This window comes from Sphingomonas sp. C3-2 (genome assembly GCF_033025475.1).
In the GTDB taxonomy this organism is placed as follows: Bacteria; Pseudomonadota; Alphaproteobacteria; order Sphingomonadales; family Sphingomonadaceae; genus Sphingobium_A.
Genome location: NZ_CP130322.1, coordinates 2,000,932 through 2,013,929 on the forward strand (window position 1 = coordinate 2,000,932; position 12,998 = coordinate 2,013,929).

Sequence of the window (12,998 nt, forward strand, 5' to 3'; positions counted from 1 at the left end):
TTTAAAAACCTTCAGGTGCCCAGATGTCGGTCCGGCCGGTGGCCCAATCCGCCTTTTCCCAGCGGGTGATGGCGGGGGCGGCGGCGATGATCGCATCGCGGTCCGCCGCGACGAGCGCACCGAGAAGCGCGCGCCCTGCGCGGGCGCGGATCAGGCTGCGATGTTCGGCGGCAAGCGCTTCCGGCGCGATGTCTTCGGCTTCGAACGGAATGGCGTTGGCGTGCTTTGCCTCGAACCACGGCCAGAAGAAGTGCGCACCGCGCACCGCGCTCCAGCCGGCGTTCAGATATGCGCCGAAGCGGTCGGGCGTCTGATCGGGGATTGCCTGATCGGCCCAGCGTTCGGCATCGGCCGCCTGCGGAATATGCGCGGCGATCGCGCCCCAGCCCGGCGCGTTGATGCGCGCGGCAATGGCGCCCGCGAGGAGTGCGGAGAAGCCCTCACCAATGATTTGCGGCGCCTTTGCGCCCGAGATCGCGGCGATGGCCGCTGCGGCGACCGCGCTCCAGCCCGCGAGATCGGGGGTGTAGCCGGCTTGCCAATTGTCGGACAGGCCGTGGCCGGGCAGGTCGATCGCCAGCGTATCGGTGGTGTCGATCAGTTCGGCGGCGCGGCCGGGCGCATGGAAGACGATGGTGTCGGCATCGCGCTGGCCCTGCCAGTGGATCAGGCCGTCGAAACCCGGCACCGCGACATGCGCAAAGCCGCCGTCGCGGCTTTCGGCGATGGTCGGGATCGGCACGGTTTCGGCCGCAAGCAGATGGGCAAGGCAGGCGTCTTCGAGATCGGTTGGGGTTGCCACCGCTTCGGCGCGCCAGCTTGGCGGCAGTTCGCCGAGGCGCGCGATATGCGCCTGCAGCGGATCGCCATTATAGGCCGCGATCAGCACGGGGATGGTCTGCGCATCGACCGCCGGAATATCGCGCGGCGCGCGGAGCACCGCGCCATAGCCGGCGCGGTAAGCATCGCCGCTGTCGAGCATGTCGCGGATCACCGCATCGGTCTTGACCGGATCGTCGTGCGCGACGCTGATTCGCGCGCCGTGGCGCACGTCGAACCAGGGGAAGAACCAGGTCTGTTCGATGATCCGGTTCCACAGCCAGGTCAGGTGCTCGCCGTAGGCGCTGGGCTGGAAGGGGGGCAGATAGCCCTTGTCGAAAATCGCGGATTCTTCGGGCGTCCAGATCGCATAACCGCCGGTGGCAAGCGCCGTGAAACGGTCCGGATGGCGCTTGACCGCGCCCACCAGGATGATGCCGCCCGAGTGGAAGCCATAGGCGGCCGTCCTGGCGATGCCGAGCGCGTCGAGCAGGTCGACAAGCGCGGTTGAAAAGTCGTCAATTTCCGGATTGCCCGGCAGCGGATCGGACTGGCCGAAGCCCGGCGAGTCGGGCGCGATGCACGTGAAGTGCTGCCCCCATTTTTCCATCAGCGGTTCATATTCGGCCGAACTGCGCGGACTTTGGTGGATCATCAGCAAGGTCGGGCCCTGACCGGCCTTGCGATAATGAACTCGGCGATCGCCGACGCGAATGAAGTGACGGGTGATGCTCATGGCGCCTAATTTGTCCGGACAAATTCCGCTCGACAAGTCCTTTTCTTCAACTATCGTACGAATCACGAGTTCGCAGGAGGCATAATGACACTGATCGGGACCCAGATGGTTTGCGATGGTCGCACGGCGCGTCAGATCTTTGAGGAAGTCATGGCGAACCCGGCGCGCAACAAGTTCGGCTTCGGGGAAAAGCTGGCCATCGTGAACGTGGATTTCCAGCAGGCCTATACCCGCACGGACATGTTCAAGACGGCGTATGAGACCGATCCGCGCCAGATCGAATATGTGAACATCATTTCGCGCCTTGCCCGTGCCAAGGGCATGCCGGTGATCTGGAGCCGCGTCGGCTATAAGGACGATGCGGGCGATGCCGGCGTCTGGGGCACGCGCACCAACACCCCGGATTCGCTGCAGAACATCAAATATGGCAGCGAGCGCCACGCCTTTGATCCGCGCTGCGAGATCGACGCGAACGACCTTGAATACACCAAGCGCATGCCCTCGGCCTTTTTCGAGACGCCGCTTGCCAGCTATCTGCGCTGGCACAAGGTGGATACGGTTGTCGTCACCGGCGGCAGCACCTCTGGCTGCGTGCGCGCGACCGCAGTGGATTCGCTGTCCTATGGGTTCCGCACGATCGTTCCGATCGAAACCAGCGCCGACAAGCATGAAAGCTATCACTTCGCCAATCTGACCGATCTTCAGCTGAAATATGCCGATGTCGAACCGGTACAGACCGTGATCGACTGGCTGGAGGCCCGCTGATGCGCGAAGGCGAAGCCGATCCCGGCCTGTATGATTTCGCGCCCTATCGCGGCCGCCCCAGGATTACATGGCCGGGCGGCAAGAAGGTTGCCGTCTGGGTGGCGCCCAATCTCGAATATTACGAGATCGACCCGCCCGCCAATCCGCTGCGCAAGAGCTGGACCAAGCCGCACCCCGATGTTGTGGGCTTTTCGCACCGCGATCATTCGAACCGCGTGTCGCACTGGCGCATGGCGGAGGCGATGTCGAAATACGGCTTTCCGGGTTCGGTTTCGCTGTCGGTGGCGCTGTGCCAGCACCATCCCGAGGTGGTGAACGATGCGAACGCGCGCGGCTGGGAATTCTTCAGCCACGGCATCTACAACACGCGTTATTCCTATGGGATGGACGAGGCGCAGGAACGCGCGATCATCGAGGATTCGATCCGCACCGTGCGCGAGGCGACCGGGCAGACGATCCGCGGCTGGCTCGCCCCCGCGCTCACCCACACGCCGCGCACGCTCGATCTGATCGCCGAATATGGGCTCGACTATACGTGCGACCTTTATCACGACGATCAGCCCCAGCCGGTGCATGTGAAGACGGGCAAGCTCGTTTCGATCCCGTACAGCCTTGAGGTCAACGACCATTACGGCTTCTTCGTCTACAACATGTCCCCGCGCGAATATGCCGATACGCTGATCCGGCAATATGAGCGCCTGGCCGAGGAAGGCGCGGAATCGGGCACGGTGATGTGCATTCCGCTTCACGCCTATCTGATCGGTCAGCCGCACCGCATCGGCCCCTTTGCCGAGGTGCTCCGCCATATTGCCGAGGATGGCCGCGCCTGGATCGCCCGCGCGGGCGAGATCGCCGACCATTATTACGCCCATCATTATGCGGAGGCCCTCAATGGCGCTTGATCCCGCCTATCTCGAATATCCCAAGCGCCGGGAGGGGTATGACCATGACCTTTATCCATGGTCGTCGATCTTTTCGCGTCCGCCCGTCGCCTGGCCCGAGGGCAAGTCGGTCGCGGTGTGGCTGTGCGTCAGCCTGGAATGGTTTCCGATCACGCCGACGGACAAGCCGTTCCGCGCGCCGGGCCATATGCAGACCAGCTATCCCGATTATCGCCACTATACGGCGCGCGAATATGGCACGCGCATCGGCATGTATCGGTTGCTGGATGCGTTCCAGAAGGCGGGGGTACGCGGTTCCTTTGCCACCAACGGCGCGATTGCCGACCGTTACCCCCAACTGATCCGCGACATCGTGGCGGACGGGCACGAGATCATCGCGCATTCGACCGACATGAACGGCACGATCGCGACCGGCCTGCCGATCAAGGACGAGCGCGCGCTGATCGAGGGGGCGATCGCGTCGCTTGAAAAGGCGACGGGCAAGCGCCCCGAAGGCTGGCTGTCGATCGCGCGGTCGCAGAGCTGGAACACGCCTGCGCTGCTGAAGGAAGCGGGTTTCCGCTATGCGTGCGACTGGGCGAACGACGAACTGCCCTGGCGCTTTGCCAATGGACTGGTCAACCTGCCGCTGAACCATGAACTGTCCGACCGGCAGATCATCACCGTCCAGCAGCAATCGGCCGACAGCTATGCCCAGCAGATGATCGATGCCTTCGACTGGCTGGCGGCAGAAGCCAAGACGCATGGCGGGCGCGTGCTGCCGCTCCACATCACCCCCTATATCATGGCGTTGCCCTACCGCATTTCGGCCTTTGAAAAGCTGATCGGCGAGCTCGCGGCGCGGCCCGAGGCGTGGTTTGCGCCGGGCAATGAGATCGTATCCGCATGGGAGGCGCAGGCATGAGCCTTGCCGTTGTAAATCCGCGTACCGGTGAACCCGATTACAGCATCGAACCGCTCGATTCCGCGGCCCTGGGCGCGGTTGCTGCGCACCTACGCGCGGCGCAGCCCGGCTGGGCGGCCGCCACGCCGCAGGCGCGCGCCGTGCAGCTGCGCGCGCTGGCCGATGCGATCGGCCGTCACCGCGATGCGCTGATCGCCGCGCTGACCGACGATACCGGCCGCGCCGCGATCTCGGTGATCGAGGTCGATACCATGGCGCGCACCCTGCTCCGCTGGGCGGACAGCGCGCCCGAGATCATCGCGCGCAGCGAGGTGAACGACCGCGCCACCGGGATTCCGACGATCACCACCTCCACCCGGCTGGTGCCCTATGATCTGGTCGGCGTGATCAGCCCGTGGAATTTTCCGCTCACGCTGGCGCTGATCGACGCCATCCCCGCGCTTGCCGCCGGGTGCGCGGTGCTGATCAAGCCGTCCGAAATCACCCCGCGCTTCATCCGGCCGTTGCTGGCGGCGATTGCCGAAGTGCCCGAACTGGCCGGTGTGCTGACGCTGGTCGAAGGCGACGGCGCAACGGGTGCGGCGCTGGTCGAGCATGTCGATTTCGTGGCCTTTACCGGATCGGTCGCCACCGGCCGCAAGGTGGGCGAGGCCGCCGCGCGCGCGTTCATCCCGGCCAGCCTTGAGCTGGGCGGCAAGGACCCGATGCTCGTGCTGGCGAGCGCGGACCCGATCAAGGCCGCCGAAACCGCGCTGCGCGCGTCGATCGTCAACAGCGGGCAGGCCTGCCAGTCGCTCGAGCGAATCTATGTCGCGCGCGCGATTGCCGAGCCGTTTCTCGATCATCTCGTCGCCTGCGCCAAGGCGGTGCGGCTCAACTATCCCGATGTGCATCAGGGCGATATCGGCCCGTTCATCTTCGCGCGGCAGGCCGAAATTGTGCAGGAACAGCTCGACGACGCCGTGGCGAAGGGCGCGCGCGTGCTGGCCGGCGGACAGGTGGAAACGCTGGGCGGCGGCAAATATCTGCGTCCGACGGTGCTTGCCGATGTGACGCCCGACATGGCGGTGCTGGCCGAGGAAACCTTCGGCCCCGTCATTCCGGTGACGATCTTCGACACCGTCGACGAGGCGGTGGCCCATGCCAATGCGGGGATTTACGGCCTGTCGGCGGCGGTGTTCGCCGGTAGCGTTGCAGAGGGCGAGGCCGTGGGCCGGCGCATCCGCGCGGGCGGAATCTCGATCAACGACGGATCGCTGACCGGGCTGGTCTGGGAAGCCGAGAAGTCAAGCTTCGGCAAGAGCGGGCTCGGCCCGTCGCGCATGGGGGATAGCGGCTTGCTGCGGTTCTTCCGCAAGCAGGCGCTTATTCGCCAGTCGGGCAGCGCGCTGCCGCTGGCGGCCTATTCGGAAGAAGCGCTGGGCGGCTGATCGCCGTCAGGATGGCAGGATGGCGGGGCCGTGCGCACCGCCATCCCCGGCCTTGGGGCCGGGCAGGGCGGCTGCGTCAACGATACCGCACATCAATGCCAGATCTTGGGCGCCTTATCGGCTTCGCCGGCGGCTGGCATATAGCCGATCGGCGTGCGGGCCAGCATGTCCGCCGGGCAACGGCCATTGGCGATCGCGGCGGCGATTTCCGGGATGCGTCGACCCTCGATCGACAGGATTTGCGCGGCAATGGCCTTGGCTACCATATGGGTGCGGTTGCGCGCCTGAAGTTTGAGGCGGACATTGTCGATATGACGCTCGACAGTGCGCGGCGCGATATCGATTCGCTGCGCGACTTCCTTGGCCGAATAACCCTGAGCGACAAGCTCAAGGATCTGGTATTCACGGCCGGTGAGCCCGGCAGCGCCATAATGCTGATCAATCATCTGCTTCCCCTTTTAGGTCCGGGGCGCTCCGCGAGTAATTCCCTCTCTTACCCCACGAGCCGCATTGGTTCCGGTGTGTGTTCAAAAACCAGAAAATCCACCCAAAAGGTGGATCTCAACTCAGCGACCCCATGCGAGTCCCACACCCCGCATGATTGGTTAAGGATACAAGTGCCGGGGTAAGGCGGCAATAATCAATTGAAAGAACAGGCTTCCTTTTTCAATGACTGTCGTCTTGCCGAAATAATCCTTTTTTACAGTAATTTGTAATTCCGTACTTTGCAGTATCGTCTTGCTTACTGACCGGTGTGTTGGTTGCGGCACCCATTTTTGCGAGGGGCGCTGGCGACAAAAGCGAATCGGCGGCACGCGCTCTTCGCCCCGAACGGAAAGGTTTATCCTCCAACGCATTCCCGCACGCGGCGAGCCGTGCGCGGCGTCGGAACCGTCGGTGCACGCGGACGGTTGGTTCAATGGGTGGAAAGACGAAACGGAGGCCAACCATCATGAACAGCAAGACCAAGGACCCGAAACCGCAGGCAGCCGAAAAAAAGGATCGCGGTGTCGAGCAGGTGGAAAAGGGCCAGCAGCCCAAACCCGACAATATCAACCCGCTCGCCCCGCCGATCAACGTGCAGGGCGGCGCCTGATGCGCGAAAAGACGGGTTGTATCAGCACGTTGCGACAAAATTGCTGCTGACCCTGCCGATACGCTCTCGGTTACAACAGGCCCTGAACAGAAAAAGTAACGGGAGAGAATGGCGTGGAGGAGCGGATTGACGTTGGCGGCGTAGCCATCAACGCGGTGGTCGAGGGCGAAGGCCCCGTCGTTCTGATGGTGCATGGTTTTCCCGGCCTCGCCTGGTCGTGGCGGCACCAGATGCGCCCGCTCGCCGAGGCGGGCTTCCGCGCCGTCGCGATCGATTCGCTCGGCTATGGCAAAAGCGATCGGCCGAGCGACCCCGCGCTTTACGATTCGGCGCATATGCAGCGCTATCTGCTCGCCATTCTCGATCATTTCGGGGCAGAGCAGGCCTATGTCGTCGGGCAGGATTTCGGTGCGCAATATGCGTGGAACCTTGCGGTGCGCGCGCCCGAACGGGTCCGCGCGCTGCTGACGACCATTCCCTATGACTATGATCTGGCCGGCCGCGCGATGCTGGGCGGTGCGCCGCGTCTGCCCGCCGATGCGCCGATCGCGCCGGTCATGGCCTCGCCCGATCAGCTGCCCTCGGCGCGGTTCGCCGCGATGGCGGAGCAGCATTTCCTTCACCTCCATTATTTCCAGCAAGTCGGCCCCGCCGAACGCGAGCTGGGCGAGAATTTGCGCGAGTTTCTGAAGCGCGATTTCTATGCGCTGTCGGCGGACGGCGATCTGTGGAACTGGGTGGGGGTGGAAAGCGCCGATCATGGCTATCTCGATGCGCTGCCGCCCGCGCCGGAGCTGCCCTGGCCGTGGCTGAGCAGCGCCGAGTTCGACCGGTTCGTCGAAGGCTATGACCATCCCGACATGATGCAGCGGGTGATTGGCGGCCTTAATTCCTACCGGACGGCGGACGCCAATTGGGAAATCGGGCGCGCATGGGCCGATCATGACGTGACCGTGCCGACCTTGTTCGTGTACGGCGACAAGGACCCGTCCTTCGGCTTCTTCCCTGAGTGGCGCGAACGGATGGAGCGCCGCGTGCCCGGGCTCACCGGCATTGTCGGGATCGACGGCGCCGGGCATTTCGTCCAGCAGGAACAGCCCGCCGCGTTCAACCGCGTGCTGCTCGACTTCCTCGCCAGCCAGCGCTGACGCTATGGGCTGGACGCTGCGCTATACAGGGCATCTCGGGCTACGCGGGCCCGAGGCGCCGCTGTTTCGCCACAGCGCGCGTTCGGCCGATCCCTTCGACCAGATCGACCGGCTCGCCGATCTCGGCTTTGCCGGGGTGCAGGACAATTACGCCGCGTTTCGCGCGCCCGAGGATCAGGCGCGGATCGCGGCCCATGCGACCAGGCGCGGGCTGGTTATGGGAAGTTTTGTCCATGATCCCGCGCACTGGAACCAACCATGCTGGAGCGTGGTGGGTGCCGAGGCGCGCGCCGCGCTCGATGCCGCGCTGACGCACAGCCTTGAAACCGCGCAGCGGATCGGCGGGACGGTGATCACCTGCGTCACGGGCCGCGATCCGCACGCCGACCTGCTTCGTCAACGGACCGCGATGGCAGAGAATCTGCGCCGCGCGGGCGACCGGGCAGCGCGGGCGGGGGTTAAGCTCTGCGTCGAGGCGACGGCAGCGGCCTGGCTTCCCGACATGCTGGTCGACAGCCTCGATACCGCCCTCGCCATCGTTCGTGCGGCCGATCATCCGGCGGTGCGGCTGATGTTCGATGCGGGCCATGTTGCGATGGACGGCGCTGATATACTCGCTGCCTATCGACGCGTGCAGGGGCTGATCGGCGCGGTGCAGCTGGCGGACATGCCGCGCGATGGTAGTGTCGGGCGCATCGATGTGGGCGGCGGGCGCACCGATTGGGTACCCTTTTTGAATGCCGTCCGCGCCGATGGCTATGACGGGCTGTTCGAGATCGAACATGAGCCCGAAACCGACAGTGCCGAAGGCGAGGCGCTGCTGATCGCGCGTCTCGCAGGCGTGGATCGTGCCCTTTCCGGCACTGTCGGGGGGTAACCTCGGCGATTAGAGGGATTCGCCGGGATCGAAAGCAACGGGCTGTGGTCTTGTTTCGCCCGTCACACCGGCTCAGGGGTTCATGGCAAGGAACTGGGGCAATTCGGTTTCGAACTGCCTTGCATCGCGCGCGGCCTCGGTCTGGGCGAGGCTGCGGATCGATTCGGGCAGCGCGCCGCCATTCGCCATTTCGCGGCGGACCTTGGTGCACGATCCCGTGCTCATCCCCGATTGCGGCTCGGCGAGCGGGGTGACGCGCGCGAGCGGCGCGATGACGGCGCCATCAGCGCGGGTGACCGTGCGTTCGAGCGCATAGCGGGTCTTCCATGCGCAACGCGGCATTTCGCGCGGGCCAAGACCCCGCTGCGACACGCTGAGCGTCATTTCGGGGGTGTAGCGCAGCTGCAGCGCGCCCTGCGGCGAGGGGACCTGATGGTCGATGGTCGTCGCCAAAGCGGGGGTGGCAAGCGCGGCCAGGGCGAGCGGCGCGAGGATACGCGAAGAAAAAAACATATCTGTTCGTTCGTCCATTGGGAGGGATGGCGCGAACCTAGGCGGCAGATGTTGCCTAGAAACCAATGGTTTGTAACAAAATATTGCCGGTTCCGGCTTATTTGACTGTCATTTTTGTGCAATAAATAGGTCATTGCGCTGTCACAGCACCGCAATAATTGCCCGCTCCGAACGGTGACAACCCTACCCTGCGAAAGGATTTTCTTGATGTCGAAGCGGCTGCGGGCTGCCTTGCTAACGGGCACGGGAATCTTGCTGGCCTGCCCCTCTCTGGCGTCGGCACAGCCGCTGAGCCAGGAAGAGGCGACGGCGCTTCGCGAGGAGGTGGCACGGCTGAAGGCATCGCTCGCCAGGATCGAGGCGCGGCTTGCCGCTGACGGATCGCAGGCGCCCGCTGATACCGCAGTTGCCGCCGCCCCCGCGACGCCGCCTGCCGCAGCCCCTGCACCGGGCACACCCGCCAAGGCGGAGCCCGCAAAGCTTGCCGGTGCCAAGGTGGAATGGAAGGGTTCTCCCCAGATCGTCGATGGCGGCCACGCCTTCAAGCCCAAGGGGCGCATCCAGGTCGATGCCGGCTATGTCGGCGGCCCCGGCGCCAAGGAAGATCCGGGCCTTGGCTTTTCCACCGAGTTTCGCCGTATCCGGCTGGGCGCCGAAGGGCAGTTCACCGACAATCTGAGCTACAAGCTCGAGCTTGAACTGTCGGACAACAAGGTCGATCTCGTCGACACCTTCGTGACCTTCAAGAAGGATAATCTGGCGCTCACGGTGGGTAACCAGAACCAGTTCCAGTCGCTCGACGAACTCACCGGCGACACCACCGGTTCGTTCATGGAGCGCGCGGCGTTTACCGATGCGTTCGGCTTCGAACGCCGGCTCGGCATCTCGGCGCAGTACAAGCTCGATGCGCTGACGCTGCAGGCGGGCGTGTTCGCCGACGATATCAACGCACTGGCCGCGAGCGACGGTGTGAAGGCCGATGAAAACAACGCCTTCAGCCTCGATGGCCGCGTCGTCTATGCCCCCATGGTCGGCACCACCCAGCTGCACTTCGGCGGCTCGGCGCACTGGCGCAAGCTCAACCGCCTGTCGGGCATCCCGATTTCCTATCGCCAGCGGCCCTTCCTGCACAGCACCGACAGCCGCATTCTGGCGACGCCGTCGGCCTCGATCGCCGAAGAGCTGAACTACGGCCTCGAATTCGCGGCGATCCATGGCCCCTGGCATGCGGCCGCCGAAGCCAACTGGCTGCGCCCCGACGTCGTCGATGCGCGCAACCCCTCCTATTTCGGCGGCTATGCCGAGGTCGGCTATTTCCTGACCAAGGGCGACAGCCGCGCCTATGCCAACACCATCTTCGGATCGACCAGTCCGAAACGCCCGATGGACAAGGGCGGGCCGGGCGCATGGCAGGTCAATCTGCGCTATGACTATCTCGACCTCAACGATGGGCCGTTCGTCGGCGGCAAGCAGAATGCCTATCTCGCCTCGCTCATCTGGACGCCGATGCGCTATCTGCGTCTGAACCTCAATTACGGCTATCTCGAATATGACCGCGCGGCGCTGTTGCTCGGCGGGCGGCGCGATTACGGGCTGCACATGCTGGCGACGCGGATGGAGCTCGATTTCTGAGACCCGTGTAACGAAATGTTGCCGGGTGCGGGCATGGGTGGATAGGCTGGCCTTGGCTTCCTATCTCCGGGGGCAACCGAAATCTGGAAATATCTGCCGCATGTCCGCTCCCGTTATTCTGCTTGTCGAGGATGATCCCGCGCTGCGCACGCTCACCGCGCGCGCGCTGCAGCAGAATGGTTACCGCGTCCGGCCCGCATCGTCCGCCCCGGAAATGTGGAATGCGTTCGATGCGGGCAGCGTCGATCTGGTGCTGCTCGATATCATGCTGCCCGGCACCAACGGGCTCGACCTGTGCCGCCAGATCCGCCAGCGCAGCGAGGTGCCGATCATCTTCGTCAGCGCCAAGGGCACCGAGACCGACCGTGTCGTCGGGCTTGAGCTGGGCGCCGACGATTATCTGCCCAAGCCGTTCAGCACGCGCGAGCTGATCGCGCGTGTCCGCGCGGTGCTGCGGCGCGGCGGGCTCGATCGCCAGCACGGCGAGGGTGGGCAGGGGCAGGCCGGTTTCGACGGCTGGACAGTGCGCTTTGCCCGGCGCGAGCTGATTTCGCCCACCGGCGCGGTGGTCGACCTGACCGGGGCCGAGTTCGACCTGCTGTCCGCCTTTCTGGAAAATCCGCAGCGCGTGATCGCGCGCGAACGGCTGATCGAATTGTCGCGCACGCGGCTGGGTGATTCCTCCGATCGCAGCATCGACGTGCTCGTCAGCCGGTTGCGGCGCAAATTGTCGCGCCCCAGCGCGGTCGCGCCGATCGTCACCGTGCGCGGTGTCGGCTATATGTTCAGCGCGGCGGTCACCCGCCAGTGAGACTGACCCTGCGTCCGTCGGTCGGGCTGTTTGGTGGCTTTTTCGCGATTCTGCTGCTCGCGCTGATCATCGAGGTCGCGGTCAGCACGCTCCTTCATGAACGCGACAGCCAGCTGCGCGTTCATACCGAGGAACTGCACCGCGTGGCCGATCAGCTGGCCATTGCGACGCGGCTGATGAACGGCGAGCCCGAGGACGAGCGCGAGGATCTGGCGGCGAGCCTGTCGAGCGCGCCGCTTGAGGTGCGCTGGCAGGATGACGCGGTGCCGCCGCTGCCGCACAACCCCGCGCTCGATGAAACGCGCGCGCAGATGTTGCTGCGCCAGCCCTCCCTCGCCAAGAATGACCTGTGTCTCGATCTCGCCAAGCCCGAGCGCGAGGGGGTGATCAACGGCCAGTTGCGGCTGAACGATGGCAGCCAGCTCGAATTCCGGACGACGCAGCTCGTCACCCATCCCAAATTCCATTTCAGCGGCTTTCTCCGCTCGCTGATCCCCGCGGTTGTCCTCATCCTTATCGGCGGGGTGCTGGCGGGGCGGATGCTCTCACCGATGCGGATGCTTGCCGATGCGGCGGTGCGGATCGGCAATGGCGAGCGCGTGCATGTGCCCGAAACCGGGGTTCCCGAAATCCGCCGCGTGGTGCGCGCGTTCAACGTCATGCAGGAACGCATTCATCAGGCGATCAACGACCGGACCGAGGCGCTCGCCTCGGTGGGGCATGATCTGCGCACCCCGCTTGCGCGGCTGCAGCTGCGCACCGAGCTGATCGCCGACCAGAGCGTCCGCGCGCCGATCGAAAAGGACGTCAACGAGATGGAGGCGATGGTCGCCTCGCTCATGGCCTATTTCGGGGGCGACAGCGATCCCGAAAGGCCGGTTCAGGCCGATGTCGCGGTGCTGGCGCAGACGCTGGTCGACGATATGTGCGATATGGGGGAGAACGCCTCGTATCGCGGGCCCGATCATCTTGAGGTGACCGTCCGCACGCTCGCGCTGAAACGTGCTCTCTCAAACCTTATCGAGAATGCGATCAAATATGCCGATGGCGCGCATGTCTCGGTGGAACAGTCGCCCGGATATGTGTCCCTGTGCGTCGAGGACAATGGCCCGGGCATTCCCGAAAGCGAGCTGGAACATGTGCTCGAACCCTTTGTGCGGCTCGATCCCGCGCGCAGCCGTGATACCCATGGGCTGGGGCTGGGCATCCCCATCGCGCACCGCATGGCCAAGCGCGAGGGGGGGCGGCTGATCCTCAGCAACCGTTCCAATGGCGGCCTGCGCGCGGAGATCCGCCTGCCGCATCGTTGAGCGGGAAACATTTTCTTACAGGATTGCTGCATCGCAGAAAAACTCGGGGGGTAGC

Annotated in this window: 13 protein-coding genes; 10 read left to right on the forward strand and 3 right to left on the reverse strand. The window is 64.7% G+C overall.

Annotated features, from left to right (window positions below; genetic code table 11):
* Position 1 precedes the first annotated feature (1 nt).
* On the reverse strand, positions 2-1,555 hold the full coding sequence (locus tag QYC26_RS09700; protein ID WP_317512029.1) for an alpha/beta hydrolase: 1,554 nt from the start codon (positions 1,553-1,555) through the stop codon (positions 2-4).
* A gap of 84 nt (positions 1,556-1,639) precedes the next feature.
* On the opposite strand from QYC26_RS09700, the gene QYC26_RS09705 reads away from it, so the two are divergent.
* From QYC26_RS09705 to QYC26_RS09720, 4 genes are read left to right on the forward strand one after another with little or no spacing between them, the layout of a single operon-like run.
* Positions 1,640-2,320: an isochorismatase family protein gene (locus QYC26_RS09705; protein WP_317512030.1), complete on the forward strand. Its 681-nt coding sequence runs from the start codon at positions 1,640-1,642 to the stop codon at positions 2,318-2,320.
* The gene (locus QYC26_RS09710) at positions 2,320-3,222 is read left to right on the forward strand and encodes a polysaccharide deacetylase family protein (protein WP_317512031.1); all 903 of its coding nucleotides are present in this window, start codon (positions 2,320-2,322) and stop codon (positions 3,220-3,222) included. The genes QYC26_RS09705 and QYC26_RS09710 overlap by 1 nt, the downstream gene beginning before the upstream one ends.
* A complete protein-coding gene (locus tag QYC26_RS09715) occupies positions 3,212-4,126 on the forward strand; it encodes a polysaccharide deacetylase family protein (protein WP_317512033.1) in 915 nt (304 codons plus the stop codon). Before QYC26_RS09710 ends, QYC26_RS09715 begins: the two co-directional genes overlap by 11 nt.
* Positions 4,123-5,556 carry an aldehyde dehydrogenase family protein gene (locus QYC26_RS09720; protein ID WP_317512034.1) on the forward strand — a complete coding sequence of 478 codons (1,434 nt, stop codon included), beginning with the start codon at positions 4,123-4,125 and terminating at the stop codon, positions 5,554-5,556. The genes QYC26_RS09715 and QYC26_RS09720 overlap by 4 nt, the downstream gene beginning before the upstream one ends.
* A gap of 92 nt (positions 5,557-5,648) precedes the next feature.
* Here the strand turns inward: QYC26_RS09720 and QYC26_RS09725 are convergent, their stop codons facing one another.
* The gene (locus QYC26_RS09725) at positions 5,649-6,002 is read right to left on the reverse strand and encodes a helix-turn-helix transcriptional regulator (protein WP_317512035.1); all 354 of its coding nucleotides are present in this window, start codon (positions 6,000-6,002) and stop codon (positions 5,649-5,651) included.
* A 506-nt stretch (positions 6,003-6,508) separates the two neighbouring features.
* Between QYC26_RS09725 and QYC26_RS09730 the strand changes: the two genes are divergently transcribed.
* The 3 genes from QYC26_RS09730 to QYC26_RS09740 all read left to right on the forward strand — a co-directional run bounded on the left by QYC26_RS09730 (position 6,509) and on the right by QYC26_RS09740 (position 8,677).
* A complete protein-coding gene (locus QYC26_RS09730) occupies positions 6,509-6,652 on the forward strand; it encodes a hypothetical protein (protein ID WP_317512036.1) in 144 nt (47 codons plus the stop codon).
* Positions 6,653-6,765: 113 nt separating this feature from the next.
* Entirely contained in the window at positions 6,766-7,800 is a 1,035-nt protein-coding gene (locus tag QYC26_RS09735) for an alpha/beta hydrolase (RefSeq protein ID WP_317512037.1), read from the forward strand.
* A 4-nt stretch (positions 7,801-7,804) separates the two neighbouring features.
* Positions 7,805-8,677, forward strand: coding sequence for a sugar phosphate isomerase/epimerase family protein (locus QYC26_RS09740; RefSeq protein WP_317512038.1), 873 nt, complete (start codon positions 7,805-7,807; stop codon positions 8,675-8,677).
* Positions 8,678-8,749: 72 nt separating this feature from the next.
* On the opposite strand, the gene QYC26_RS09745 is transcribed toward QYC26_RS09740, so the two are convergent.
* Positions 8,750-9,190: a hypothetical protein gene (locus QYC26_RS09745; RefSeq protein WP_317512039.1), complete on the reverse strand. Its 441-nt coding sequence runs from the start codon at positions 9,188-9,190 to the stop codon at positions 8,750-8,752.
* A 207-nt stretch (positions 9,191-9,397) separates the two neighbouring features.
* On the opposite strand from QYC26_RS09745, the gene QYC26_RS09750 reads away from it, so the two are divergent.
* The 3 genes from QYC26_RS09750 (at position 9,398) to QYC26_RS09760 (ending at position 12,943) form a co-directional block, all read left to right on the forward strand.
* Positions 9,398-10,822 carry an OprO/OprP family phosphate-selective porin gene (locus QYC26_RS09750; RefSeq protein WP_317512040.1) on the forward strand — a complete coding sequence of 475 codons (1,425 nt, stop codon included), beginning with the start codon at positions 9,398-9,400 and terminating at the stop codon, positions 10,820-10,822.
* Positions 10,823-10,922: 100 nt separating this feature from the next.
* Positions 10,923-11,633, forward strand: a complete 711-nt coding sequence (locus QYC26_RS09755) for a response regulator transcription factor (RefSeq protein ID WP_317512041.1) — start codon at positions 10,923-10,925, stop codon at positions 11,631-11,633.
* The gene (locus QYC26_RS09760) at positions 11,630-12,943 is read left to right on the forward strand and encodes an ATP-binding protein (RefSeq protein ID WP_317512042.1); all 1,314 of its coding nucleotides are present in this window, start codon (positions 11,630-11,632) and stop codon (positions 12,941-12,943) included. The genes QYC26_RS09755 and QYC26_RS09760 overlap by 4 nt, the downstream gene beginning before the upstream one ends.
* Positions 12,944-12,998 lie beyond the last annotated feature (55 nt).